The sequence below is a fragment of the Rhodoferax sp. genome (assembly GCF_013297935.1).
Classification (GTDB): domain Bacteria; phylum Pseudomonadota; class Gammaproteobacteria; order Burkholderiales; family Burkholderiaceae_C; genus Allorhodoferax.
Genome location: NZ_JAAFIX010000001.1, coordinates 111,968 through 138,165, shown reverse-complemented (window position 1 = coordinate 138,165; position 26,198 = coordinate 111,968). Strand labels below are relative to the sequence as shown.

The 26,198-nt window shown below is 56.2% G+C and carries 23 protein-coding genes and 1 tRNA gene; 20 read left to right on the top strand and 4 right to left on the bottom strand.

All coding sequences use genetic code 11. From position 1 onward, the window contains the following. Positions 1-19: 19 nt before the first annotated feature. Positions 20-1,591, bottom strand: coding sequence for an ABC transporter substrate-binding protein (locus QZW03_RS00680; RefSeq protein ID WP_296507400.1), 1,572 nt, complete (start codon positions 1,589-1,591; stop codon positions 20-22). 166 nt (positions 1,592-1,757) lie between these two features. Further along, positions 1,758-2,189, bottom strand: coding sequence for an SWIB/MDM2 domain-containing protein (locus tag QZW03_RS00675; RefSeq protein ID WP_296507399.1), 432 nt, complete (start codon positions 2,187-2,189; stop codon positions 1,758-1,760). A gap of 177 nt (positions 2,190-2,366) precedes the next feature. Between QZW03_RS00675 and rraA the strand changes: the two genes are divergently transcribed. Beyond that, entirely contained in the window at positions 2,367-2,900 is a 534-nt protein-coding gene (gene rraA / locus QZW03_RS00670) for a ribonuclease E activity regulator RraA (protein ID WP_296507397.1), read from the top strand. Here the strand turns inward: rraA and QZW03_RS00665 are convergent. After that, a complete protein-coding gene (locus QZW03_RS00665; RefSeq protein WP_296507395.1) occupies positions 2,892-3,839 on the bottom strand; it encodes a DMT family transporter in 948 nt (315 codons plus the stop codon). The two genes, rraA and QZW03_RS00665, sit on opposite strands and share 9 nt — an antisense overlap. 137 nt (positions 3,840-3,976) lie before the next feature. On the opposite strand from QZW03_RS00665, the gene speB reads away from it, so the two are divergent. Both speB and QZW03_RS00655 read left to right on the top strand, forming a co-directional pair. Continuing rightward, a complete protein-coding gene (gene speB, locus QZW03_RS00660) occupies positions 3,977-4,900 on the top strand; it encodes an agmatinase (protein ID WP_296507393.1) in 924 nt (307 codons plus the stop codon). Positions 4,901-4,908: 8 nt separating this feature from the next. Further along, positions 4,909-6,213, top strand: a complete 1,305-nt coding sequence (locus tag QZW03_RS00655) for an FAD-binding oxidoreductase (RefSeq protein WP_296507391.1) — start codon at positions 4,909-4,911, stop codon at positions 6,211-6,213. Here the strand turns inward: QZW03_RS00655 and QZW03_RS00650 are convergent. Beyond that, positions 6,197-7,660, bottom strand: coding sequence for a PLP-dependent aminotransferase family protein (locus tag QZW03_RS00650; protein ID WP_296507388.1), 1,464 nt, complete (start codon positions 7,658-7,660; stop codon positions 6,197-6,199). The genes QZW03_RS00655 and QZW03_RS00650 overlap by 17 nt on opposite strands. A gap of 140 nt (positions 7,661-7,800) precedes the next feature. Between QZW03_RS00650 and QZW03_RS00645 the strand changes: the two genes are divergently transcribed. From QZW03_RS00645 to QZW03_RS00565, 17 genes are all read left to right on the top strand, one after another. Further along, the gene (locus QZW03_RS00645; RefSeq protein ID WP_296507386.1) at positions 7,801-9,168 is read left to right on the top strand and encodes a glutamine synthetase family protein; all 1,368 of its coding nucleotides are present in this window, start codon (positions 7,801-7,803) and stop codon (positions 9,166-9,168) included. Positions 9,169-9,205: 37 nt separating this feature from the next. Beyond that, a complete protein-coding gene (locus QZW03_RS00640; RefSeq protein WP_296507385.1) occupies positions 9,206-10,600 on the top strand; it encodes an aspartate aminotransferase family protein in 1,395 nt (464 codons plus the stop codon). 92 nt (positions 10,601-10,692) lie between these two features. Next, positions 10,693-11,853: an extracellular solute-binding protein gene (locus tag QZW03_RS00635; RefSeq protein WP_296507383.1), complete on the top strand. Its 1,161-nt coding sequence runs from the start codon at positions 10,693-10,695 to the stop codon at positions 11,851-11,853. 87 nt (positions 11,854-11,940) lie between these two features. Beyond that, positions 11,941-13,041 carry a polyamine ABC transporter ATP-binding protein gene (gene potA, locus QZW03_RS00630; protein ID WP_296507381.1) on the top strand — a complete coding sequence of 367 codons (1,101 nt, stop codon included), beginning with the start codon at positions 11,941-11,943 and terminating at the stop codon, positions 13,039-13,041. A gap of 8 nt (positions 13,042-13,049) precedes the next feature. Next, positions 13,050-13,967: an ABC transporter permease gene (locus tag QZW03_RS00625; protein WP_296507379.1), complete on the top strand. Its 918-nt coding sequence runs from the start codon at positions 13,050-13,052 to the stop codon at positions 13,965-13,967. A gap of 8 nt (positions 13,968-13,975) precedes the next feature. Continuing rightward, a complete protein-coding gene (locus tag QZW03_RS00620) occupies positions 13,976-14,848 on the top strand; it encodes an ABC transporter permease (RefSeq protein WP_296507377.1) in 873 nt (290 codons plus the stop codon). A 59-nt stretch (positions 14,849-14,907) separates the two neighbouring features. Beyond that, positions 14,908-16,236 (top strand): type III glutamate--ammonia ligase, encoded by a 1,329-nt coding sequence (gene glnT / locus QZW03_RS00615; protein ID WP_296507376.1) that lies wholly within the window; start codon positions 14,908-14,910, stop codon positions 16,234-16,236. 263 nt (positions 16,237-16,499) lie between these two features. Next, positions 16,500-17,831: an isocitrate lyase gene (gene aceA, locus QZW03_RS00610; RefSeq protein ID WP_296507374.1), complete on the top strand. Its 1,332-nt coding sequence runs from the start codon at positions 16,500-16,502 to the stop codon at positions 17,829-17,831. Positions 17,832-18,101: 270 nt separating this feature from the next. After that, positions 18,102-20,012 (top strand): threonine--tRNA ligase, encoded by a 1,911-nt coding sequence (gene thrS / locus QZW03_RS00605; RefSeq protein ID WP_296507372.1) that lies wholly within the window; start codon positions 18,102-18,104, stop codon positions 20,010-20,012. Between the two features lie 90 nt (positions 20,013-20,102). Continuing rightward, a complete protein-coding gene (infC, locus tag QZW03_RS00600; protein WP_296508292.1) occupies positions 20,103-20,690 on the top strand; it encodes a translation initiation factor IF-3 in 588 nt (195 codons plus the stop codon). 161 nt (positions 20,691-20,851) lie between these two features. Then, the gene (rpmI, locus tag QZW03_RS00595; RefSeq protein WP_142814204.1) at positions 20,852-21,055 is read left to right on the top strand and encodes a 50S ribosomal protein L35; all 204 of its coding nucleotides are present in this window, start codon (positions 20,852-20,854) and stop codon (positions 21,053-21,055) included. 25 nt (positions 21,056-21,080) lie between these two features. Then, positions 21,081-21,440: a 50S ribosomal protein L20 gene (gene rplT / locus QZW03_RS00590; RefSeq protein WP_296494992.1), complete on the top strand. Its 360-nt coding sequence runs from the start codon at positions 21,081-21,083 to the stop codon at positions 21,438-21,440. A 113-nt stretch (positions 21,441-21,553) separates the two neighbouring features. After that, positions 21,554-22,624, top strand: coding sequence for a phenylalanine--tRNA ligase subunit alpha (gene pheS / locus QZW03_RS00585; RefSeq protein ID WP_296507370.1), 1,071 nt, complete (start codon positions 21,554-21,556; stop codon positions 22,622-22,624). Positions 22,625-22,657: 33 nt separating this feature from the next. Further along, on the top strand, positions 22,658-25,093 hold the full coding sequence (gene pheT / locus QZW03_RS00580; RefSeq protein WP_296507368.1) for a phenylalanine--tRNA ligase subunit beta: 2,436 nt from the start codon (positions 22,658-22,660) through the stop codon (positions 25,091-25,093). Positions 25,094-25,119: 26 nt separating this feature from the next. Next, positions 25,120-25,449 carry an integration host factor subunit alpha gene (locus QZW03_RS00575; protein ID WP_296507365.1) on the top strand — a complete coding sequence of 110 codons (330 nt, stop codon included), beginning with the start codon at positions 25,120-25,122 and terminating at the stop codon, positions 25,447-25,449. A 109-nt stretch (positions 25,450-25,558) separates the two neighbouring features. Beyond that, on the top strand, positions 25,559-26,011 hold the full coding sequence (locus QZW03_RS00570) for a MerR family transcriptional regulator (RefSeq protein ID WP_296507364.1): 453 nt from the start codon (positions 25,559-25,561) through the stop codon (positions 26,009-26,011). Between the two features lie 37 nt (positions 26,012-26,048). Beyond that, positions 26,049-26,125, top strand: a tRNA-Pro gene (locus QZW03_RS00565). Positions 26,126-26,198: the final 73 nt, after the last annotated feature.

Here is a 26,198-nt window from a genome sequence, read left to right as displayed (position 1 = left end):
TTACGAAAGAAGTGCGGTCTTACTTAACTTTGACCAGGCGCCAATCGAGGCGGTTGTCCGCACGATGAACCACGTCAATGTTCTTCTTCATGGCCCAAGGAATCACTTGGTTATGCAAAGGAATATTGGCGACATCGTCATTGTGCAGTTGGAGTGCTTTTGTGAGCAATTCGGTGCGCAGCTTCAGATCGGTTTCTTTTTTGGTGCGCTCGATCAAAGCGTCCATCTGCGGGTTGCTGTAACGGCCGACGTTGTAGTTGCCGTCACCGCCAGCGCCCACGGAGCGAACCAGGGATTGCAGGCTGTACAAGGCATCAAATGTCGGTACGCCCCAGCCCAGCATGTAAATACTGGCTTCATTGCGCTGGATCATGGGGAAGTAGGTCACCAATGGCAGGGTGCGCAGCTTCGCCTTCACGCCTATACGCGACCACATGGCCGTCACAGCCTGGCAGATTTGTTCGTCGTTGATGTAGCGGTTGTTCGGGCACGCCAGATCCACTTCAAAACCGTCTTTGTAGCCCGCATCGGCTAACAGTTTTTGAGCAGCTGCCACGTCGAACGGGTAGCGCTTGTGCACAGCCTCTGTCCAGCCAGTGACCTGAGGTGCCACGATGGCACCTGTGGCTTGGCCCAGACCACGCATGGTGACGCGGGTGATCGCGTCTGCGTCGATCGCTTGGTAGAGCGCTTTGCGGACGCGCACATCTTTCAGAGGGTTTTTGCCCTTGATGTTGCTGCCCACGAGCTCGTCGCGGAACTGGTCCATGCCGAAGAAAATGGTGCGGTTTTCAATGCCGTCCATCACCTTCAACTCGGGGTTGGAGCGAACGCGTGGCAAGTCTTGCGGGCTGGGGTCCAGCACCAGATCCACTTCGCCGGAGAGCAAAGCAGCCATGCGGGTGGCCACTGCCTTAACGGGGGTGTAGACGATTTCAGTTACGTTCGAATCACTCTTGCCCCACCAGCCTGTGTTTTGGGTGAGAACCAGCTTTTGGTCCGGCAACCACTCTTTGAGCATGTAGGGACCCGTACCGTTGGCGTTACGGTGTGCGAAGTTTTCTTCCTGTGTCTTGATGTCCTTCGGAGCGACAGACTTGTTCTTCTCAGCCCAAGCTTTGCTCATGACACGCAACTCTGTCATTTGATTCAACAGCACAGGGTTCGGAGCCTTGCTGTAAACGTCGAATGTCGTTTCGTTGACCTTCACAACCTTGTCCACACCCTGAATGTAGGGCGTGAAGTTCGACGTTGGCATCATGGCGCGTTGGATGGAGAACACAGCGTCATCGACAGTCAGTGGGCTGCCATCATGAAACTTGACACCGCTGCGCAAAGTGAAGCGCATTTGCGTGGGTGTGACGTCCTTCCAGGCCGTGGCCAGTACGGGTTCGATTTTGAATGTCTTGCTGTTGTAGTAGACAAAGCTTTCATAGACCGCGGCGTGAATGCCGTTTTGAAGGGCATTGTTTTGGGAGTGGATGTCCCAAGTTGCGATGTCACTTGCGCTAGACCATTTGAATGTCTTGGCCTGCAATGCAGTTGCTCCGAATGCCATGGTTGCGGCGAGAGCGAGTACCTGGAGTTTCATGGGTAAAAATCCCTTGGTTTAAAGGTGGCGATTATGCATAAACCATACCAATAAGAATCGGCGGAAAACCCTAGGTGTTTTGGGGTCCAGTTCGCAGCTTGTTCCGGCCATATCACGAAAAAAAAGGCCGGAGAGTCCGGCCTTTTTTGATAGTCACTCAGGTGACTTACTTCAGGTGCTTGCCGATCAGGCCAGCCAGTTCAAACATGGTGACTTGGGCTTTGCCGAAGATTTCTTTGAGCTTGGCATCGGCGTTGATGTTGCGCTTGTTGGCGGCATCTTGCAGGCCGTGCTTCTTGATGTATGTCCAGAGCTTGCTCACCACTTCAGTGCGTGGCAGTGCAGCAGCGCCCACCACGGCGGCCAATGCTGCGCTCGGTGTCAGGGCCTTCATGAACGCGGCGTTGACGGTTCGCTTCTTGGCAGGGGCTTTTTTAGCAGGAGCGGCTGCCTTCTTGGCGGGAGCAGCGGCTTTCTTTGCTGGAGCTGCAGCCTTGGCGGCTACTTTCTTCGCGGGAGCTGCAGCCTTGGTTGCAGGAGCAGCTTTCTTTGCTGGAGCAGCGGCTTTCTTTGCCGGCGCTTTTTTCGCAGTTGCCATGGTGAATTGTCCTTTTAGAAGTTGGTTTTACGCCAGCAAAAAAAAGCTTCTTCACTGGTAGCGCACATGCTAATGGCAAAAAAGGCCCATTCCAAGGGAGCAAGACCAATTTTCCGTGAGGAATGTTGTTTTTTTCATTGGAGAATCGGTGGAAATCAGTCCCCAAGGAGTCCCCCGATGTCCGGTACCGTTTTTCCCCCGTTTTCCACCTGCGACTTTTGCGATGCGCACAAGGGTGACCAGAGTGGGGATTTCAGGGTGTTGCCCCCCGTGTTTCGCGAGTTTGGAGGGCGGGCGAGTTTCTGTGGCCCGGTCTACACGGTGCAGTGTTTTGAGGACAACAGCTTTGTGAAGCAGGCCGTGGAATCGCAGGGGTGGCTTGACACCCCTGCGGGCAGGGTCGGGCAAGTACTGATCGTGGATGGGGGGAGCTCGTTGCGGCGAGCTTTGGTCGGGGGCAACTTGGCTGCGGCTGCCGCGCGCAACGGTTGGGCCGGACTGGTGGTGGACGGTTGCGTACGGGACCTCGCTGAGCTGGAGCTGCAGGAGGTGGGCATCCGCGCACTTGCGCCTATGCCTTTGCCCACAGAGAGGCGTCAACAGGGCTTGACCCAGCTGCCTGTGCGCATTCAGGGCGTGTGGGTGCGACCCGGAGATTGGTTGTATGCCGACCGCGACGGCATCGTCATTGCGCCCCGCCCACTAGTGTGATGGGCTGGCCTCCCGCCCCGGCAGGGTGGCGAGCACCACGCTCAGGAGTGCGATGCTAAAAGCTAGCAGTTGAAGCCCGCCCAAGGGCTCGCCCAAAACGAGGACGCCCACCAACGCTGCTGATATGGGCAGCATGACCGTAAACACACCTGCGCGTGAGGCGGGCACATTCTTGAGCCCACTCATCCAGAGCCACACGGTCCACACGCTAGCTGCCAGAGCGTAAAACACCAGCAACAACCAGGAACCCGCCGGCACCGCGCCGAAGTCAAAGGACCAGGCCACATACGCCCCAAAGGGCGTTACCAGAGCAAAACCCCAGAGGTTGATCAGCGAGGTAATCCGCCGTGGCGTCAGCGCGCCGGTGAGCTTTTTGGCAATCACGGCGTAAGCGGCTTCACACAACACGGCGGCGAAAACCAAAGCGTTGCCCAGAAGATGGCTGTTAGGACTCAAATCGCTTGCTGGCCCTGATGAAGCGTGCGCGGCGTGCTCACTTTTTGATAGTGCGAGTAGACCAATACCCAGGGCGCTGCAGGCGACTGCCATCCAGGTTCGGGCGTTGATTTTTTCCTTCAGAAAAACCCAGCTCATGATGGCGACTACCGCGGGAATGGAGGCCATGATCACTCCCGCTGAGACAGCGGTGGTCATGCTGACCCCGTACAACATGCAGATAGAAAACAGAAAGTTTCCGAAGAAGGACTCGAGGAACAAAAATTTCCGCGTGGCCGGTGTCATGGGCGGCTCGTCGGCAGGGCGCTTGAGCCAGTGCAGAGTAGCCAGACCACCGATTCCGAAACGCAGCCACGCGAGTAAGAAAACCGGCAGCACCATGACCAATGGCTTCGACAGGGCGACGTAGCTGCCGACCAGCGCCATGCTGGAAGCCAGCAGAGCATAGGAGAGGAGCCGGGGTGTCGTGTTCGTGGTACTCATGGCGTATGGGGTCAATCAGCAAAGCGCTCAAGCCTACACCAAGCGGTGGCCCTCAAGTGGCTCCAAACAGGCGCAATCGCGCGGTTAAGGTTGACATGAATTCCATTCAAACCAGTTTTGCGACAGAAGGACATTTCATGGGAACCGGTACTTTTGCCTATGCCAGCAACAGCAATCGCTTTCTGGCCTGCGGCCCTCTCCACGATCAGGCATTTGCGCTGACAGGCATTCCGTTTGATGGTGCGGTGACGAATCGTCCGGGCGCGCGGTTTGGTCCGCAAGAAATCCGGCGCGCATCCTTGATGTTGTGTGACGGCTTGCACCCGGTCTTTGGCGTCAGCCCGATCGATAGGCTTGGCGATGCCGGTGAGTTCACCTTGCCCAATGCTTCGCCCTTGGTGGAGGTGCGGGCTGCGATTGAGGCCCAGGCGGACGCTTTGTTGAACAACCACCATTGCGTGTTTTTAGGGGGCGATCATTCGGTCACTCTGCCACTGCTGCGTGCGATCAAGCGGCGCTATGGTGCGGTGGCCTTGATTCACTTTGATGCGCACTGCGATACGTGGGAAGACCATTTCGGAGAACCCTCCGGCCATGGCACCTGGACCTATGAAGCTTTGCAAGAAGGCCTGGTGCAGGCGGATAAAACCATCCAAATCGGTCTGCGATCCAGTGGCACCCGTGCTGCGCGGGAGTACGTCCGTGACCAGGGTGGAATGATCTTCACAGCCCGTGCTCTGCGGGGGCGTGATGGTGCCGGGCTGGCGGAGGTGGTGGATGCCATTCGCCAGCGCATCGGTGACACGCCGGTCTACCTCACACTGGATATCGACTGCCTGGACCCCGCGTTTGCCCCCGGAACGGGCACTCCCGAGCCGGGCGGGCTGAGTAGCTCACAGGTCTTGACCTTGCTGGAAGAGTTGGCGCCACTGTCTTTCATCGGGATGGATTGCGTGGAGGTGGCTCCCGCGTACGACCACGCTGAACTCACCAGTAATGCGGCAGCTACGCTGGTGTGGACTTATCTCAGCGGTCAAGCGGCCAAATTGGCCGCGGGGTAGCGCTTGCCATGTCTTTGCTGCAGTCAGACACCCAGCTCAATCGCCATAGCTATTACGAGGCCAGCGCACAGCGCGCTGCTGCCTTGCCTGCGTTGGCTGGTTCTCACCATGCCGATGTCGTCGTGATAGGTGGGGGTTTTGCCGGTTTGTGTTGCGCGCTGGATTTGCGCAAGGCCGGTTACTCCGTGGCGCTGTTGGAGGCGGACCGCGTCGGTAGTGGAGCTTCCGGGCGCAACGGCGGTCAATTTATCGTGGGCGTGGCCAGCGGTCAGGCGCCATTTGAAGCCCAAGGTGGTCATGCCATGTCCCGAAGGGTGTGGGACATGTCGCTGGAGGCAGTCGCTTTGCTCAAGGAGCGGGTGTTCGAGCACCGCATTGTTTGCGATCTGGCCACAGGCTATCTCACGGTGGCGGACAGTCCCCGCAAGGTGAGGGCACTGCAGGCCGACGCCGAAGCCTTAGAGCGGGACTACGGGTTCTCTACCCGTTGGCTGCAAGGCGCGGATTTGCAAACCCAGATTCAAAGTGCGCACTATCTCGGCGCGACCTGGGAGCCGGTTTCCGGGCATTTGCACCCTTTGAAATACGTGCTTGGCCTATTGGCTGCTGCGCAGGCGGCTGGGGTGCAGGTGTTTGAGCACTCCGCGGTGACCGGGTTGCAGCGCGGGGCTACCGTCACGGCACAGACTGCCAACGGTACTGTGCGAGCGAACTTTGCGGTGCTGGCCGGCAACTGTGCTTTGCCTGAGTGGGGGCCGCAAGTAGCCCCCGAGCTCAGTAGTCGCATCATGCCGGTCGGGACCTATGTGGTGGGGACTGAGCCCTTGGGGGATGCCTTTGCCGCCAGCTTGCTTCCGGGCAATTCTGCGGTGTGTGATAACAATTTTGCGGTGGACTATTTCCGCAGGAGTGCCGACCAAAGGTTGTTGTTTGGGGGCGGCGTGAGCTATTCCACGGCAACGCCCCGTCATCTGTCAGACACCATGCACCGTCGCATGTGCAGGGTGTTTCCGCAGCTGGCGAAAACCCGACTGGAGTATGTGTGGGGTGGTTTTGTCGACATCACCATGAACCGCGCACCCGACTTCGGCCGGATCGGTGGCAACGTGTACTACCTGCAGGGATTTAGTGGCCACGGGGTTGCATTGACGGGTTTAGCCGGTCGATTGGTAGCGCAAGCCATTGCAGGGCAGGCCGAGCGCCTGGATGTGTTTGCGCGCATGCAGCACCGGAGCTTTCCCGGAGGGCGGTGGTTGCGCACCCCCAGCCTTGTGCTTGGCATGGCTTACCACCAGCTCAAAGATCTTTTATAGCCGCCGCCACCAGTCTGGCGAGTTCGGGTCCCCAGCGAGCGATGTCTTGGAGCGTGGCATACCCGTAGCCGATCACCAGACCTTTCGCGTCGCGTCTTGCGAGGCAGTAGGCCGAGAGCGGGCGCACCACCATGCCTGCGTGGCCGATACGCCTTGCAAGCGCGGCATCGTCCAGCACGGTGGGCAATTGCAGACACAGGTGCAGGCCTTGTTCTGCGCCACTGATGCTGGCCTTGGGTCCGAGGATGGGTTGCAACGCGTCGAGCAGGCACCTGCGGCGTTGCGCGTAGCTTTGGCGGGCTTTTCGGAGCGCGGCGGCAAAGTGCCCCAACTCGATGAATTCGGCCAACGCTGCTTGGAGTGGAAGTTGCCCGGGGCGATTCAGGTCATAGTGCGCCTGCTTGAAGGCAGCGGCCACCGTTTTGGGAACCACCAAGTAGCCCAGCTTCAGTCCCGGGTACAGGACTTTGGAGAACGACCCCAGATAGATCACCCGGCCACTGCTATCGAGCCCCGCCAGAGACGAAAGCGGCGGGCCACTGAAGCGGAATTCGCTGTCGTAGTCGTCTTCGAGTATCCAGGCGTTGTGTTGCCGGCCCAGTGCCAGCAGCTGTTGTCTGCGCGCAAGAGACATGACGGCCCCTGTCGGGTACTGGTGGGAGGGGGTGGTGTAAATCAGGCGTGGTGTCTTTTGGTTGTCGGCAAGAGAAGGCGCCATGCCGTGCGGGTCTACGGCAACCGGATGGAGCGTAAGACCTGAAGCGGTGAATGCTTTCACCGCGCCCCAGTAGGCGGGGTCTTCCATCCAGACACATTGCCCGTGGTCCGCGAGCATGTGGGCGCACAAGTCCAGAGATTGCTGGGTGCCGTTGGTGATGAGCACCTGGTCCATATCGACGGGCACACTGCGCGACACCCGCAGATAGTCCGCGACCGCACGCCGCAACGGGGTGTGGCCACCGCCGTAGGAGTAGTCCAGCATGTCGGGGTAAGTCATGCGCCAGTGCTTGTTTTGCAGGCGCTGCCACAGTGCGACCGGGAAGGCGCTGAAGTCCGCCACCCCAGGGGTGAAGGGTTGTATTTCGAGTTGGGCTGAGGTGTATTGGGTCGACACCGCAATGCCCCGAACGGAAAGGCCTGAGCCTTGGTCGGTGCTGGTGGTCAGAGATCGCTGCGCAGGTCGCGATTGCTCGTTGACATAGGTCCCGCTACCCACCCGGCTGATTAGGTAACCCTCGGTGACCAACTGGTTGATGGCGGCGACCACCGTGTTGCGGGATAGGTTCAGATCTTGCGTGAGTTCACGGCTGGAGGGGAGTTTGTCTCCGGCATGGAGCTTGCCTTGGAGTACCGCCCTGCGCAGGGCCTCATACAGCTGCCGGTGCAGTGGCATCTGCCCCTTGCTGCTGAGCTGGTGCATTTCACTGAGGATGAGTTCGGACAGCATGGGATGGCAGTGGAGTAAAAGTGGCACCATAGAAGCCTTTTAAATGGCTCCGGATTTCAGCCAATTCTGCACCAGAATGATTTTGTTCAAAGCGTTGTGCTGCAGGCATGATGTCGATGCTGCACACCAAGGAGAAAACAATGACCGAAAACAAAAACATGAATTTCAACGATCTGGAGCAATGGCTCAATGAGCGCCGGGTCACCGAGGTAGAGTGTTTGGTACCTGACTTGACCGGGGTCGCCCGCGGCAAAATTTTGCCCCGGGCAAAGTTCACCGAAGACCGTGGCATGCGACTGCCCCAGGCGATTGTGGCCATGGGGGTTACCGGCGAGTTTCCTGAAAGCGGGCCGTACTACGATGTCATTGACCCTACCGACAAAGACATGCAGTTGCGCCCGGATCCTTCTTCGGTGCGTATCGTTCCCTGGGCTACCGACCCTACTGCGCAGGTCATTCACGACTGTTTCGACCACGAGGGCAAGCTGGTTCCATTTGCGCCCCGCAGTGTGTTGCGCAGGGTCTGCGATTTGTTTGCAGCAGAGGGCTTGCAACCCATCGTGGCGCCCGAGTTGGAGTTTTACCTCACGGCCCGCAATACTGATCCCAACACCTTGCTCAGAGCGCCGGTGGGGCGGAGCGGGCGGGCGGAGACCTCGCGTCAGGCCTACAGTATTGACGCGGTGAACGAGTTTGACCCCTTGTTTGAAGAGATTTACGACTACTCCGACAAGATGGAGCTCAACGTAGATACCTTGATCCACGAAGTGGGTGCGGGCCAGATGGAGATTAATTTCTTCCACAACAAGCCCTTGGGCCTGGCCGATGAAGTGTTCTTCTTCAAGCGCACGGTGCGGGAAGCTGCGTTGCGCCACGACATGTACGCCACTTTTATGGCCAAGCCGATTGCCGGTGAGCCGGGCAGTGCCATGCACGTACACCAGAGTCTGGTGCATATGGAGTCCGGCAAAAACGTGTTCAGCAACGAGGATGGAACCCCCTCCGAGGCTTTTATGCACTACATCGGGGGGCTGCAGCGCTACATTCCGGCGGCCATGGTTCTGGTGGCCCCCTATGTGAATAGCTACCGGCGCCTCTCACGCAATACGGCAGCGCCCATCAATATTGAGTGGGGTTATGACAACCGCACCGTGGGAATACGTTCGCCAATTTCTTCCCCTGCAGCCCGTCGCGTAGAGAACCGGGTGATCGGGGCGGATGCCAACCCCTATGTGGCCATGGCCATGACCTTGGCCTGCGGCTACTTGGGTTTGAAAAACAAAATCAAGCCCAAGCCCGAAATGCGGGGGGATGCCTACCTCTCGCCCTATGCGCTCCCGCGCAGTCTGGGCGAGGCCTTGGACTGGTTGCGCAAAGAGAGCGATCTGCACGAGGTGCTGGGCAAAGAGTTTGTCACCGTGTACTCCGAAATCAAGGAGTTGGAGTTCGATGAGTTCATGAAGGTGATCTCACCCTGGGAGCGAGAGCACTTGTTGCTCCATGTGTAAGCCCCGCTGAGATTGCGTATTCATTTTTTGACTTGCCATGACTATTTCTATCGACACTGCACAGATCCAGTCTCTGGACAGCGCGCACTTTCTGCACCCATTTACGGACTTTAAAGACCTGCAGAGCCGCGGTGCCCGGGTAATCAGCCATGCTGAGGGCATTTATGTGTGGGATTCGGAGGGCAACCGAATCCTGGATGGGATGAGTGGCTTATGGTGTGTCAACGCGGGGTACGGTAGGCGGGAGCTGGCCGATGCTGCTCATCAGCAAATGATGACACTGCCCTACTACAACAGCTTCTTCCAAACGACCAATGTGCCGGCGGTGCAACTGGCGGCCAAGTTGGCTTCACTGGCACCGGATGTCGGTGACCGTAGTTTTCAGCATGTGTTCTATTCGTCCAGTGGCAGCGAGAGCAATGACTCCAACGTGCGCATGGTCCGCCGCTACTGGGATTTGTTGGGTCAGCCCGAGCGTAAAGTCATCATCAGCCGACTCAATGCCTACCACGGCAGCACCATGGCAGGGGCCTCGCTGGGGGGAATGAGTGGCATGCACGCCCAGGGTGATTTGCCCATTCCGAACATCACGCATATCGGGCAACCGTATTTTTTTGAGAACGGCTTGCCCGGAGAGTCTGCGCTGGAGTTCGGGGTGCGGGCCGCGGGTTGGCTGGAGGAGAAAATTCTTTCGGTCGGACCTGACAAGGTGGCGGCATTCATTGCTGAACCGGTGCAGGGGGCAGGCGGGGTCATCATTCCGCCCGACAGTTATTGGCCGGAGATTCAGCGCATCGTCGACAAATACGGCATCTTGCTGATCAGTGATGAAGTCATTTGTGCCTTCGGCCGCCTCGGGCATTGGTTCGGCTACGAGAAGTTCGGCTACAAGCCAGATTTGGTGACCTTTGCCAAGGCGATCACCAGTGGTTACATCCCTTTGGGGGGAGTAATGGTGGGTAACCGTGTGGCCAAGGTCTTGATAGAGCAGGGCGGGGAATTCAACCATGGATACACCTACAGCGGGCACCCGGTGGCCTGTGCTGTTGGACTCGCCAACATTGCCCTGATGGAGCAAGAACAGTTGCCGCAAAAAATTCGTGGCGACATCGGAGCGTATTTCGCCCAACGTTTTACCGAGCTCAACGAGCATCCCTTGGTCACCGCGGCAGAAACATGTGGGTTTGTAGCCGGCTTGGTGCTGGTCAAAGATAAGCAGCGCCGGACGCGTTTTGCAGAGGCCGACGCCGTGGGCATGGTGTGCCGCGCCCACTGTTTCCGCAGCGGGTTGGTGATGCGGGCGGTGGGCGACCGCATGATCATTGCCCCACCTCTGACGATGACCCGCGCTGATATTGATGAATTGATGCGTCTGATTTATTTATCGCTGGATTTGACACATGCGGAGTTGAATGCCAAAGCATTGATTTAGCACTTCTATAATCTTTTTTGGTCTGAATATTGCTAGTGTCAGGCTTGTAGTTTGTAGTCCAATATTTTCATTTCTACGGGGATACGCTCACCATGAAAAAGTACCTTTGCACCTTCGCGCTGTCGGCGCTGGTTCTGGCCGGTTGCGGTAAAAAAGAAGAGGCACCTGCGGCCGCCGCGGCACCTGCTGCTGTAGCGAGCGCGCCGGCGGCGCCCGTCAATACTGAAGAGAAGGTACTCAATATTTACAACTGGCCTGATTACATTCCTGAGGGGATGATTGCGGCCTTTGAAAAGGAAACCGGTATCAAGGTGAACTACGACACCTTCGAAACCAACGAAGCCCTGCATGCCAAATTGGTGGCTGGCAATACCGGCTATGACCTCGTGGTCCCCGGCACTGTGTTTGCCAAGCCGCAAATTGAGGGTGGTTTGTTGCAGCCCCTGGACAAGTCCAAGATCAAAAACCTTGCAAACCTGGACCCCGCGCTGATGGCTACCATGACCAAGGCTGACCCTGAGAACAAGCACCTCGTGCCTTGGGCTTGGAGCTTCACCACCGTCGGTATCAACAAAACAAAAGTAGAAAAAGCCCTGGGCGGCATGCCCATGCCGGAAAACGCGTGGGATCTGGTGTTCAACCCCAAATACACCGCTAAGCTGAAATCCTGCGGTATCGCCTACCTGGATTCCCCGACTGAAATTTTGCCTGTGGCGCTGCATTACATCGGTAAAGATGCGTATTCCAACAGTGCAGACGACTACAAGGAAGCCGGCGCCATGTTGGCAAAGGTGCGTAAAGATGTCCGTTTGTTCAGCTCCACCATGATTGACGACATTGCAGGCGGTAAGGCTTGTGTGTCTATCGGCTGGGCCGGCGACATCAACATTGCAGCGGGTCGTGCGAAAGAAAACGGGTCCAAAGAAGTCATCGAAGCTTTGTTGCCAAGTACCGGTGCATTGATCTTCATCGATGCTATTGGCCTTACCAAGGACGCCAAGCATCCTAACAATGCACACGCGTTCATTGACTTTTACCTCCGTGCCGAAAGTGGTGCATCCATGACCAATGAGATGAACTACAACACCGGCAACAAGGCATCGGTCGAGAAGATCAATCCCGAGATGACCGCCAACAAGAGCATCTTCGTGGACGCCGAATACTTCGCCAAAATGATCCCTCCAAGCAGCTTCACCAATGAAGCGCGTGAATCCATGGCGAATGCTTACAACGCGTTCAAAAAAGGCAAGTAAGCCCTGAACCCAGCGCATCAAGGGCTGTTTGTACCCCGGTATGAACAGCCCTTTTTGTATTCAGCGACATCATTCAAGGTCAATCACATGGCAGTGCAACCCGACAAAGTGGGATATCTGGTCACCGAAAAATTGGTGAAGCGTTTTGATGAAGCCGTAGCGGTCGACGAGGTCTCACTCTCGATCGCGCAAGGCGAGATATTCGCGCTTTTGGGCAGTTCCGGTTGTGGCAAATCTACGTTGCTGCGTATGCTGGCCGGTTTTGAGTCACCGACATCGGGACGCATATTGCTCGGTGGGCAAGACGTTGCCAAACTGGCGCCTTATGACCGCCCGATCAACATGATGTTCCAGAGCTATGCGCTGTTTCCGCATCTTGATATTTGGGAGAACGTCGCGTTTGGTCTGAAGCGGGAGGGGTTGCCCAAAGACGAAATCAAGCAGCGCGTGGGTGAAATGTTGGATCTGGTTCAGCTCGGTGCCTATGCCAAACGCAAACCCCATCAGCTCTCCGGCGGTCAACAGCAACGGGTTGCACTGGCGCGCAGTCTGGCCAAGCGTCCTAAGCTCTTGCTTCTGGATGAGCCATTGGGTGCGCTTGATAAGAAGCTACGGGAGCAGACCCAGTTTGAGTTGGTGAATATTATTGAGAAGGTAGGTGTCACTTGCGTGATGGTGACCCACGATCAGGAAGAGGCGATGACCATGGCCAACCGGATTGCGGTCATGAGCAAAGGCCGGGTCCTGCAGGTGGGAAGCCCTGAAGAGGTGTACGAGCATCCTGCCAATCGCTTCGTGGCGGGCTTCATCGGAAACGTCAACGTGTTTGAAGGGCGACTGAGCGTTGACGAGGTGGATCGTTGTGCCGCCGTGACCGGTATTGGCGAAATCCAGGTAGGCCACGGCGTGAGCGGCACGCTCAACATGCCTGTGGGTATCGCGGTGCGCCCTGAGAAGATCGAGATCAGTAAAACCAAGCCGGCGGTGGGCGTCAACGTATTCACCGGCAAGGTCAAAGAAATTGCCTATTTCGGCTCCTACAACACCTTCATCGTGGTGGCAACTGATGGCACCCGGGTCAAGATCACAGAAGCCAATACTTCGCGCCAGGATCTGAGTGACATCACTTGGGAAGACGATGTGTACTTCTGGTGGGGCGATCGTTCTGGAATCGTGCTGCGGGATTGAGGTTCGCTATGTCCACCAACACTGTGCCTACCCCGGGTCGCCGCTTTGTGATCGGTGTGCCATTCAGTTGGCTGCTGATTTTCTTTTTGTTGCCATTTCTCATTCTGGTCTACATCAGTTTCGTGGACATGGGCAACGACATCAACCCCTTCAAGCCGATTTGGGATTCCGGCACCGGGCTGCTGAAGCTGAAGTACGAGAACTACTGGTCCATCTTCCGCACCGGGGAAGGTGGGGCGCTCTTTCAGACGCTGTACATCGAGGCGTATTTGCGCTCGATTTGGTATGCGCTGTGCACCGCGGTGTTGTGTTTGCTGATCGGCTATCCGTTTGCCTATTTCATTGCGCGAGCCAAGCCCAGCGTGCGCCCGGCGCTGCTCATGATGGTGATGCTGCCGTTTTGGACATCGTTTCTTTTGCGTGTCTATGCGTGGAAAGGAATCTTGGCGGATCAAGGGGTCATCAACCAGTTGATGATGGCCGTCGGGCTGACTTCAGAGCCTGTGCAGTTGCTGTACACGAATGTGTCGATGCTGGTCGGCATGACCTATGTGTATCTGCCCTTCATGATCCTGCCGCTGTACGCAAATCTGGTGAAGATGGATTTCCGCTTGCTGGAAGCCGCCTACGACTTGGGGACCTCACCCTTCAAGGCATTCTGGCTGGTCACTGTGCCACTGTCTAAGGCCGGCATTGTGGCGGGATTCATGCTGGTGTTTATTCCTTCGGTGGGCGAGTTCGTGATTCCATCGCTGCTCGGGGGGCCTGAAAACATCATGATCGGGCGCGTAGTGTGGGATGAAATGTTTACCAGCAACAACTGGCCCCGCGCCAGTGCATTGGCGGTCGTGATGATTGGTCTCATTGTGGTGCCGTTGGCCCTGTACTACCGGTACACCGGCGAAGCCGCTGAACCCAAGCAATAAGGATTCTCATGAAAGCCTGGATTGAAAAACACTTTGGCAAAGCCTGGTTGGCGCTGGTCTATGCGTTCCTCTACATGCCTTTACTGTTCATGGTGGTGTTTTCATTCAACAGCACCAGGCAAGATGCCAACTTTACGGGCTTCTCACTCCGGTGGTACGAGGCTCTGACCCGGGACACCAAAATCGTTGAAGGATTCTGGTTGTCGGTTCAGGTGGCTTTGGTGACAGGGGTGTTATCCGCCGTCTTGGGTACTTTTGCTGCCTTTGTATTGGTTCGCTACCGCCGTTTTCTGGGCCGTACTGCCTTCTCAGGCATGGTGAATGCTCCTCTGGTCATGCCAGAGGTGGTCATTGGTCTCTCGTTGTTGTTGCTTATGGTCGGGGCTCAGAATGTGTTTGGTTGGCCCGAGCGTGGCATGTTCACCATCATTCTCGGCCACACTTTGTTAGGCATGGCCTACGGCATGGTGGTGATCCAGTCGCGCTTGCTAGAGGTCAATCGATCATTGGAAGAGGCCGCTATGGACCTCGGGGCACGGCCGCATGAAGTGTTTTTTCTGGTCACGCTACCCAATATTGCCCAAGGTATCTTGGCAGCGTTTCTGTTGAGCTTCACCCTGTCATTTGACGACGTGGTGATTTCCGAGTTTCTGTCCGGACCCGGAGTAAACACACTGCCCCAAGTCATATTCGGCTACGCCCGGCGGGGCATCAATCCCACCATTTATGCGGCGGCTACCTTGTTGATCGTGACCGTGACCACGGTGATCGTCGGATACAGCATTTGGGTGGCACGCCAGACCCGCAAGCGTGAGCGTGAAATTGCGGCAGCCAGCCGTGCGGTTACTACATCTCTGCAGGTTCCTGCGACACCGGTTTGAGAATGCTATGGTATTCATAGCGTGTTGCGCTTGATAGATGAGCGCTAGAGGTCTTTTTTATGCATGATTATCCAGCGCTCATTTCTTCGTTACAGGCAAAAGGTGTCCACTCGCTTCTGCCCCAGTTCACCGATATTCATGGAGTGGCTAAGGGCAAGCTTGTTCCGGTAGAGAACCTGAAGGAATGGGTGGAGGTGGGCGCCGGGTTTGCCGGCCCCAGCATTTGGGGGACTGGGTTACCCCGCTTCGGCGCCCGGAGCGAGTATTACGGCCGGATTCTTCCGGAAACTATCCAGCCTCTGCCCTTCATGCCGGGGGTGGCGCATGCCGTTTGCGAGGGCTTCGCTGGTGGTCAGCCGCTTGAAACCTGTTCCCGCCAGGTTTTAAAAGCAGCTCTGGCGCGATTACGCGAGCGCGGCTGGACGATGTGGGTTGGCATAGAGCCGGAGTATTTTTTGCTCAAGCGAAGTGAAGGGCGGTGGCGTGTCGCTGACGCTGAAGACCACTTAGCCAAACCTTCCTACGACCTGAAATCGATTTGCCGGAATTCGGCATACCTCGATGACATGCGCCAGACGCTGGTGGCACTGGGTTTCGATTTGCAGCAAATCGATCACGAGGATGCCAGTGGTCAGTATGAGGTGAATTACCGGTTTGACGAAGCGCTTGCTGCCGCGGACCGCTTTATGCTTTTCAAACTTGCCGCCCACGCCGTGGCCGAGCGACATGGCATGGTGTTCAGTGGAATGCCCAAGCCACTGGCTGGCTCGCCGGGCAGTGGTTTGCATTTCCATATCAGCATCACCAATTCGCAGGGCGAAGCCGTGTTTAGCCATGGACAGGACTCCTTAGGCTTGAGCGCAAACGGGCACCAGTTTGCGGCAGGTCTTTTGGCTCATGCCGACGCGCTCGCAGCCATATGCGCGCCCACGGTGAATAGCTACAAGCGCCTTGCAAGTACTTCGAGTGCATCTGGCACCACGTGGGCCCCTGTGTGGAAGGCCTATGGTGATAACAACCGCACTTGCCTTGTTCGGACGGTTGCGGGGCGCCTTGAATGGCGATTGCCGGACCCGTCTTGCAATGTGTATGCGGCGTTGGCGGCCACCTTGCTTGCAGGGTTAGACGGGGTGGATAAGCGCATGCAGCCCTCGGCTCCCTGCGATCAAGATTTATATGCAGTGGCGGCTGCTGGTGGGGCTCTTCCACCAGCGCTACCGCGCAACTTGTTGGAAGCGTTGGACGCCTTGGAGGGCAACCAGTTTCTTTCTGCGGCAGTCGGTACCGCATTCGTTGATCAATTTTTGAAGGTCAAGCATGCGGAGTGGTGCGACTTTCATCAGCATGTCAGCGAATGGGAGTTGAATCGCTACGCAGATGCCTACTGATGGTCGGGTGTCAATTATTTTGCTGCTTGCATTTTAATGTCGCAATGCGGAATCACTCGCATCAACGGGTGAGGTCATAATTTCGGATCGCATTGGTTCATTTTGCATTGCAGGATGGCGGTTCTAACTTGTTGATTCTAAACAAGAAAATTTATGTCTTATATAAGACATAAGATTAGACTTCTGTCTTATATAAGACTTAGAATTAAGTCATCGGCAGGGCTAAAGCTGCCGAAACCATCAACCAACCTAGGAGTGTTCACATGCCGCAATCCATCAAAGAGCAACTGAGCCGCGAACAGCAAATCGCAGCCTTGGAAAAAGACTGGGCGACCAACCCGCGCTGGAAAGGCGTGAAGCGTGGTTACTCCGCTGCAGACGTGGTTCGCTTGCGTGGAAGCGTGCAGCCTGAGTACACCCTGGCTCAGCGTGGTGCTGAAAAGCTGTGGGATAAAGTGAACGGCGGCGCCAAAAAAGGCTACGTCAATGCCTTCGGTGCGATCTCTGCAGGTCAGGCTATGCAACAAGCCAAGGCTGGCTTGGAGGCCGTTTACCTGTCGGGTTGGCAAGTTGCTGCTGACGGCAACACGTCGGAAACCATGTACCCCGACCAGTCTTTGTACGCCTACGACTCGGTGCCTACCATGGTTCGCCGCATCAACAACACGTTCAAGCGCGCCGACGAAATTCAGTGGGGTCGCGGAATCAACCCAGGTGACAAAGAGTTCATTGACTTCTTCTTGCCTATCGTGGCCGACGCAGAAGCCGGTTTCGGCGGCGTGTTGAACGCTTTTGAGCTGATGAAGAACATGATTGCATCCGGCGCTGCTGGTGTGCACTTCGAAGACCAATTGGCTGCTGTGAAGAAGTGCGGTCACATGGGTGGCAAGGTGTTGGTGCCAACCCGCGAAGCGATTGAGAAGCTCATTGCTGCGCGTTTCGCGGCCGACACCATGGGCGTGCCTACCATCATTCTGGCTCGTACCGATGCGGAAGCTGCGAACCTGATCACCAGCGACTACGACGAGAACGACAAACCTTTCATCACCGGTGAGCGCACCCAGGAAGGTTTCTACCGGGTGAAGAATGGCTTGGAGCAATCCATCAGCCGTGGCGTTGCCTACGCACCCTATGCCGACTTGGTGTGGTGCGAGACAGGTGTGCCCGACATCGGCTTTGCCCGCGAATTTGCACAAGCTGTGCACGCTGCTTGCCCGGGCAAACTGTTGTCTTACAACTGCTCCCCATCGTTCAACTGGAAGAAGAACCTCAGCGACAGCCAGATTGCATCTTTCCAGGAAGACCTGTCGGCTTTGGGCTACAAGTACCAGTTCATCACCTTGGCTGGCATTCACATCAACTGGTTCAACACCTTCCAGTTCGCACACGCTTACGCCCAAGGCGAAGGCATGAAGCATTACACCGAAATGGTGCAAGAGCCTGAGTTCGCGGCGCGTGACAAGGGTTACACCTTTGTGTCGCACCAGCAAGAAGTGGGTGTGGGTTATTTCGACGACGTGACCACAGTCATTCAGGGCGGTTCCTCCTCTGTGAAGGCGCTGACCGGTTCTACTGAAGAAGAGCAATTCCACTAAGCCAACCGCTGTGGAGTCAAGGCCGGGTCGCTCACAAGGCGCCCGGCCTTTTTTCATTCATGCAGACTGCGGTTAAAATGCACTAATCAACTTTGTATAAGAGCGAGAAAGGCAGTTTGGTTATGACACCGCGAACTACACCGGTAACATTCATCAGCGAATAAGGCCGTAGTCCGCGCGCCTTGTGCGCAGTCAGCTATCAAATTCATAGTAAAGCGCGGACCCCTCCGCGCTTTTTGCTTTTCAAGTCCCTCTTTCCTCGAAACCACCATGATCCACATCACACTCCCTGACGGTTCCAAACGTGAATTCCCCGGCCCGGTTACCGTGGCCGAAGTGGCTGCCTCCATCGGCACCGGCTTGGCAAAAGCCGCATTGGCCGGCAAGGTAGATGGCAAAGTGGTGGATACCAGTTTCCAGATGACAGCCGACAGTGCGTTGTCCATCATTACGGCCAAGGACGCCGATGGCCTGGAGGTCATTCGCCATTCCACCGCCCACTTGTTGGCCTATGCGGTGAAAGAGCTGTTTCCTGAAGCACAGGTCACGATCGGGCCGGTGATTGAGCACGGCTTCTTTTACGATTTTTCGTACTCGCGCCCGTTCACACCCGAAGACCTCGTCGCCATCGAGAAGAAGATGACCGCATTGGCGGCATTGGATGAGCCTGTCAGCCGCCGTGTCTTACCGCGGGATGATGCGGTGGCTTACTTCAAAAGCCTGGGTGAGAACTACAAGGCAGAAATCATTGCCAGCATCCCTGCAAATGAAGACGTTTCTTTGTACCGCGAAGGTAAGTTTGAAGACCTTTGCCGTGGCCCCCATGTGCCCAGCACCGGCAAGCTGAAGCATTTCAAGCTTATGAAAGTGGCCGGTGCCTATTGGCGCGGGGACCATCGCAACGAAATGTTGCAGCGCATTTACGGCACCGCTTGGGCCACCAAAGATGAGCTCCAGCAGCATTTGACGATGTTGGAAGAAGCTGAAAAGCGCGACCACCGCAAACTGGGGCGTGAGCTGGACTTGTTCCACATTGATGAGCACTCCCCCGGAACCGTGTTCTGGCATCCCAAGGGCTGGACCCTCTGGCAAGGTGTGGAGCAGTACATGCGCAAGGTGTACCAAGACAACGGTTACTTAGAGGTTAAGGGCCCGCAAATCATCGATAAGAGTTTGTGGGAGAAAACCGGCCACTGGGACAAGTACCGTGAAAACATGTTCATCACCGAGTCGGAAAAGCGTGATTACGCACTCAAGCCGATGAACTGCCCGGGGCACATCCTTATCTACAAACATGGCATCAAGAGCTATCGCGATCTGCCATTGCGCTTCGGTGAGTTTGGCGCCTGCCACCGCAATGAGCCGTCCGGCGGCTTGCACGGCATCATGCGGGTGCGCGCTTTCACGCAGGACGATGGTCACATCTTTTGTACCGAGGCCCAGATTCAATCTGAAGTCATTGCGTTCACGACACTTTTGCAGAAGGTCTACAAAGATTTTGGATTTACCAACATCATTTATAAGTTGTCGACACGCCCTGAAAAACGCATCGGCAGCGAGGAGAGTTGGGATCGTGCAGAAAACGCGCTGGCTGAAGGCTTGCGTGCATCGGGTTGCGAGTTTGAGTATTTGCCGGGTGAGGGTGCTTTCTATGGCCCCAAAATCGAGTACACCTTGAAAGATGCCCTCGGGCGTCCGTGGCAGTGCGGCACCATTCAGGTAGATCCCAATTTGCCGGAGCGTCTGGATGCTGAGTTCGTCGGCGAAGATGGCGCTCGCCATCGCCCTATCATGCTGCACCGCGCGATTGTCGGAAGCTTGGAGCGCTTTATTGGAATCTTGATCGAAGAGAGCGCGGGAGCGTTGCCGGCGTGGCTTGCACCTATCCAGATTGCGGTGCTCAACATCACCGATGCGCAGGCCGAATACGCCCGGAACGTCGCGAAAACGCTGCAGGATCAAGGGCTTAGGGTCAATTTAGACCTGCGCAACGAGAAAATAACCTATAAAATACGGGAGCATTCGATGCAGAAGCTGCCGTATCTGGTCGTTATTGGCGACAAAGAGATGGCAGCAGGCGCTGTCGCAGTGCGTGCCCGGGGTGGTCAAGACCTCGGTGCAATGCCTCTTGGGGCGTTCATTGAACGCATTACCTCGGACATTGCCAACAAAACTTCCTGAAGAGTTTTTCCAAGGAATCAAGAGATTGTTGGTGCGCGTTGTGCGGCAACCGCTACAGTTTTTGTAGCAGATATTGTGAAGGATTGAGTCATCGCTACTGAATTTCGTGACCGCCGCCAGCGCGAAGAACGTAAACACCGTTTGAATCGTGAAATCATGGCCCCTGAGGTTCGCCTCTCCGGCCCTGAGAATGAGCCCTTGGGTGTTGTCAGCCTGATGGAAGCCCTGCGCATGGCAGGTGAGCTGGATGTTGACCTCGTTGAAATTGCTGCAACTGCCAACCCGCCCGTGTGCCGGTTGATGGACTATGGCAAGTTCAAGTACCAAGAGCAAAAGAAGGCTGCGGAAGCGAAAGCCAAGCAAACGGTTATCGAGATCAAGGAAATTAAATTCCGCCCCGGTACCGATGATGGTGACTACAACATCAAGATGCGCAATATCAAGCGCTTCTTGGCGGATGGCGACAAGTGCAAGATCACTTTGCGCTTCCGCGGTCGGGAAATCACCCACCAGGAAATCGGTTTGGCCATGCTCCAGCGCATGCGCGATGAGTTGGGTGACACCATCATCGTGGAGCAGTTCCCTAAGTTGGAAGGCCGCCAGATGATCATGATGATTGCACCGGGCCGCAAGAAGCCGGGTGGCTCTCCAAAGCCTGCAGCAGAAGCTGCAGCTTAAATTTTGTAGGCGGGTCTGGTCACCCGTTTACAAGCCGCAAAGCTGTGAAAGCAGCTTTGCAAAGCAGAGCCTGAAAAGGTGATGCACAAGTGGCTCGGGGCCAACAAGGCTGGAAAAGTTTTCCAGACGCCTCACGAGCACAAAAGAAAAGGAGCATGAACATGCCCAAAATGAAGACCAAGAGCGCGGCGAAGAAACGCTTCCGCGTCCGTCCAGGTGGTACCGTTAAGCGCGGTCAAGCCTTCAAACGTCACATCTTGACCAAGAAGACCACTAAAAATAAACGCCACTTGCGCGGTTCTACAGCTGTTCATGAGACCAATATGGGTCACATGGCACAGATGTTGCCCGGTCGTGGTATTTGATTAACGACGTACAAGGAGTAATCACATGCCTCGCGTCAAACGTGGTGTAACGGCTCGCGCCCGCCATAAAAAAGTTCTGGCCCTTGCTAAGGGTTTCCGTGGTCGCCGCGGTAATGTTTTCCGTATCGCTAAAGAAGCGGTAATGAAGGCTGGGCAATATGCCTACCGTGACCGCCGCACCAAGAAACGTGTGTTCCGTCAGTTGTGGATTGCCCGTATCAACGCGGCAGCCCGTCAATGCGGCATGACATACAGCCAGTTTGCCAATGGTCTGAAGAAAGCCAATATCGAGATCGACCGTAAGGTTCTGTCTGATATCGCGATCCACGACATGGCTGCTTTTGCTGGCATTGTGGAACAAGTGAAAGCCAAACTGGCTGCTTGAGTCCGCAGTAGGGTGCTATTGATTCAGTAGCACTCTGCGCACCAGAAACAAGGGCTAGCGCTTGAAAAAGCACTAGCCCTTTTTCATTGATTTGAATCGCAACAACTGAATTTATGACCGAGTTGAACGACATCGTAGAAGCTGCCAAAGCTGCATTTGTGCAAGCCGTTACTCCTGCCGACCTTGAGAATGCGAAAGCCTTATTTTTAGGTAAGTCTGGCAAGATCACTGAACTCATGAAGGGCATGGCGGCTCTCAGTGTCGAGGAGAAAAAATCTCGCGGTGCTGCGATCAACTTGGCCAAACAAGCTATCGAGGCGGCGCTTACGGAGCGTCGTCAAGCGTTGGCGGACGAAGAGTTGCAAGCGCAACTCCAAGCGGAGGCGTTGGACGTTACTCTGCCGGGCCGTCAGCGGGGACAGGGCGGTTTACATCCTGTGTCGCTCACCCTTGAACGCATTGAAGCCATCTTCGGCTCCATGGGATTCGATGTGGCACAAGGTCCTGAGATTGAATCCGATTGGTTCAACTTCACCGCACTCAACACGCCGGAAGATCACCCCGCGCGTTCGATGCACGACACCTTTTACGTGGAGGGTGGTTCTGAGGCCGCGCCTAACTTGCTGCGTACCCACACAAGCCCGATGCAGATTCGCTATGCAGTGCAGCATGTCAAGGCGCACCGGGCTGCAGCAGGGGCTGTGTCTGAAGGTCTTTACTCTGGCGACATGCCAGAGATTCGCGTCATCGCGCCGGGCCGTACTTACCGTGTAGACAGTGACGCAACCCACTCGCCCATGTTCCACCAATGCGAGGGACTGTGGGTGGGTGAAAACGTGAGCTTTAAAGACCTGAAATTCGTCTTCACGGATTTCTGCCGTACTTTCTTTGAATCGGATGATCTGGTGCTGCGGTTCCGCCCCAGCTTTTTCCCCTTTACGGAGCCCAGCGCAGAGATCGACATTCAATTCCAAACGGGCCCTCTCGCGGGTCGCTGGTTGGAAGTCGCCGGTTCCGGCCAGGTTCACCCCAACGTCATCCGCAATATGGGATTGGACCCCGAAAAATTTATCGGCTTTGCTTTTGGCATGGGCCCCGATCGATTGACGATGTTGCGATATGGCGTGAACGACTTGCGCCTGTTCTTTGACGGCGATGTCCGTTTCCTGTCGCAATTCCAGTAATCCACACGTACAAGTCAAACGCCGGTCCCGAACATGCAATTTTCAGAATCCTGGTTGCGCACTTTTTGCAACCCCGCCATTTCTACCGCCCAGCTTGCAGATACCTTGACCATGGCTGGTCTGGAGGTCGAGGAACTCAAGCCTGTAGCACCTCCATTCACCCAGATCGTAGTGGGCGAGATCAAGGAGGCCGAGCAACACCCCAATGCCGATCGTTTGCGCGTTTGCAAGGTCGATGTAGGTCAAGCCGAGTTGCTGAACATTGTCTGTGGCGCACCCAATGCGCGTGTTGGTATCCGTATTCCCTGTGCCTTGGTGGGCGCAGAGTTGCCCCCCGGAGAAGATGGCAAGCCCTTCCTGATTAAGGTCGGCAAGCTACGTGGTGTCGAAAGCCAAGGCATGTTGTGCTCCGCGCGCGAGCTCAAACTGTATGAAGACCATGGGGGCTTGATGGAGCTACCCTTGGATGCGCCTTTGGGCACAAACATCCGCGACTATCTGGACCTGGACGACACCCTGTTCACCCTCAAGTTGACGCCCAACCTCGCGCATTGCCTGAGTGTGTATGGTGTAGCGCGCGAGGTATCTGCTCTGACAGGTGCGCCTCTATTGGCTCCGGAGTTTCCGGCAGCTGCGGTCGCTATCCAAGACAAAGTTGCGGTCAAGATCAGCGCGCCTGACCTGTGCGGCCGTTTTTCCGGGCGCGTCATCCGCAACGTCAATACCAAGGCCAGCACTCCACAGTGGATGGTGGATCGACTCTCCCGGTGCGGTCAACGCAGCGTCAGCCCTTTGGTGGATATCTCGAACTATGTGATGGTCGAACTGGGGCGCCCGAGCCACATTTTTGACCTTGAGAAAATTCAAGGTGGGCTTGATGTGCGCTGGGGTCGTGAGGGCGAGCAACTGAAGCTGCTGAATGGCACCACCGTCACCCTCGATGAAAAAGTTGGCGTGATCGCTGATGGGCAGCATGTTGAGTCGCTCGCGGGCATTATGGGTGGGGACGCCACCGCTGTATCCGATGACACACGTCACATTTACCTCGAGGCTGCGTTCTGGTGGCCCAAGTCGATTGCAGGGCGGTCGCGACGTTTCAATTTTTCGACGGATGCCGGCCACCGCTTTGAGCGCGGAGTAGACCCCCAAGGCACCGTGGAACATATTGAGCGGATTACACAGCTGATCATTGAGATTTGCGGTACCGCTGAAACCCAGTGTGGCCCTGTGGAGGATGTGGTCAGCACATTGCCTGCGGCGCCGCCAGTGAGCTTGCGTGTCGCGCGCGCGGTCAAGGTCATCGGCATGCCCTTGACGCAAGAACAGTGCGCAACGGCACTACGGCGCCTGGGCCTCTCAGTCCACGAGGCCGAAGGTGTTGTTACGGTCACACCGCCATCCTTCCGCTTCGATCTGCAAATCGAAGAGGACCTCATTGAAGAGGTGGCGCGCATGGTGGGTTACAACAACCTGCCCCACACACCGCCGCAAGCGCCTATCACTGCCAAGATTCGGCTTGAGAGCGAGCGCAGCCCGTTCGCGGTACGTCGTTCACTCGCTGCGCTGGGTTACCAAGAAACCATTAACTTCAGCTTTGTTGAAGAGCGCTGGGAGCATGAGCTGGCGGGTAACTCCAACCCCATCAAGCTTTTGAACCCGATTGCTAGCCAGATGAGTGTGATGCGAAGCAGCTTGGTGGGTTCGCTTCTGCAAGTGCTGCGATTCAATCTCGCACGCAAAGCGCCCCGCGTGCGGGTGTTCGAGATAGGTCGGGTATTTTTGCGTGATGCGTCGGTCAAGAGTACCGATAGCACCGTAGAGGGCTTCGATCAACCCATGCGTGTTGCGGGTCTGGCGAGCGGCGGTGCAGATGCGTTGCAGTGGGGCCGCAAGGATCAGACGGTTGACTTTTTCGATGTCAAAGGCGATGTGGAGGCTTTGTTGGCTCCGCTGAAGCCCGAGTTTGTGCCGGCTCAACACCCAGCATTGCACCCCGGTCGTACCACTGCGGTGATGTTGGATGGCAAAACTATCGGCTTTGTGGGCGAATTGCACCCCAAATGGCGCCAGTCTTACGAGCTGGCGCATGCGCCAGTGATCTTTGAATTGGAGCTCGATGCCGTGCTGGCCCGGAAGGTCCCGGTGTTCCAGAGCGTTGCCAAGTTCCAAGCCGTGCAGCGGGATGTGGCAGTCGTGGTGGGTGACCAGGTTTCCCATGCGGATATCGTGTCTGCAGTGCGTGCCGCGCCAACGGATGGCCTCTTGCGGGATGTGCAGTTGTTCGATGTCTATCGACCCAAGGTCGGAAAAGATCAAGCCACTGAAGCCGGTAGCACCGACCGCAGCCTCGCCTTGCGCCTGACGCTCAACAGTGACGATGCCACTTTGACCGAAGAGCAGATCGACGCGGCCATGAAAGCTGTTGTCGCCCAATTGGTGAGCTCGGTTGGCGCGCGCCAGCGCGTGTGATTCAGATTACGGAAAAGGATCGATCTATGGAGTTTTCTGTTGAAAGTCTGGAGACCCCTGCGCTGACCAAGGCGCAGCTCTCTGATTTGCTTTTTGAACAGATCGGGCTGAACAAGCGCGAATCCAAAGACATGATCGATGCCTTTTTCGATCTCATCGCAACCAGTCTCGTTGACGGCACGGACGTCAAGATTTCCGGATTCGGTAACTTTCAAATCCGAACCAAAGCCCCGCGGCCCGGGCGCAATCCGCGAACCGGAGAGGCGATCCCGATCCAAGCCCGGCGCGTGGTGACTTTTCACGCAAGTCACAAGCTCAAAGAGCAAATCCAGGACGAAGGCAAGCCGGTCGCGTGAAGTAAAGCACATCGGCTGATTTATTTGTAGCCTTTGGGTAAAGGAAATTTTGCAGACAGACAAAACTTAGAGTAACCTCTACGCTTTGTCTCGTACAGCATTGATTTCAATGGAGAAAACGCTCCCACCTATTCCCGCCAAACGCTATTTCACCATCGGTGAAGTGGGCGATCTGTGCGGTGTAAAGCCGCATGTGCTACGTTATTGGGAGCAGGAATTCACGCAGCTGCGCCCGATGAAGCGGCGCGGGAACCGCCGCTACTACCAACACCATGAAGTGCTGATGATCCGGAAGATCCGAGATCTGCTCTACGACCAGGGTTTTACGATCAGCGGTGCGCGAAACAAAATGCAGGAAATCCTGCAAACCGAACGGGACAAAAAACGCAGTGGCGAGGTCCAGTTGGAGGGAATGGAAGTCTTGGAGCTCGGTGATGCTGAGTTGGAGGATTTTGAGGACGTTGCGGAAGAAGTGGCGCTAGACGCTAGCAGCTCAGTGGAGTGGCTCCATATCAAGAAGGAATTGCTGGATATTCGAGAACTTCTTATGGCTGATGCCTGAATGGCTCTAAAACACGAGTTATAATTTGAGGCTCGATCGGTGTGTGGCGCAGCCTGGTAGCGCACTTGCATGGGGTGCAAGGGGTCGAAGGTTCGAATCCTTTCACACCGACCAAAAAACTGAAAAAGCCGTTAAACAGAAATGTTTAACGGCTTTTTTCATGTGCGGTAGCCTCAAGCGAGGCACC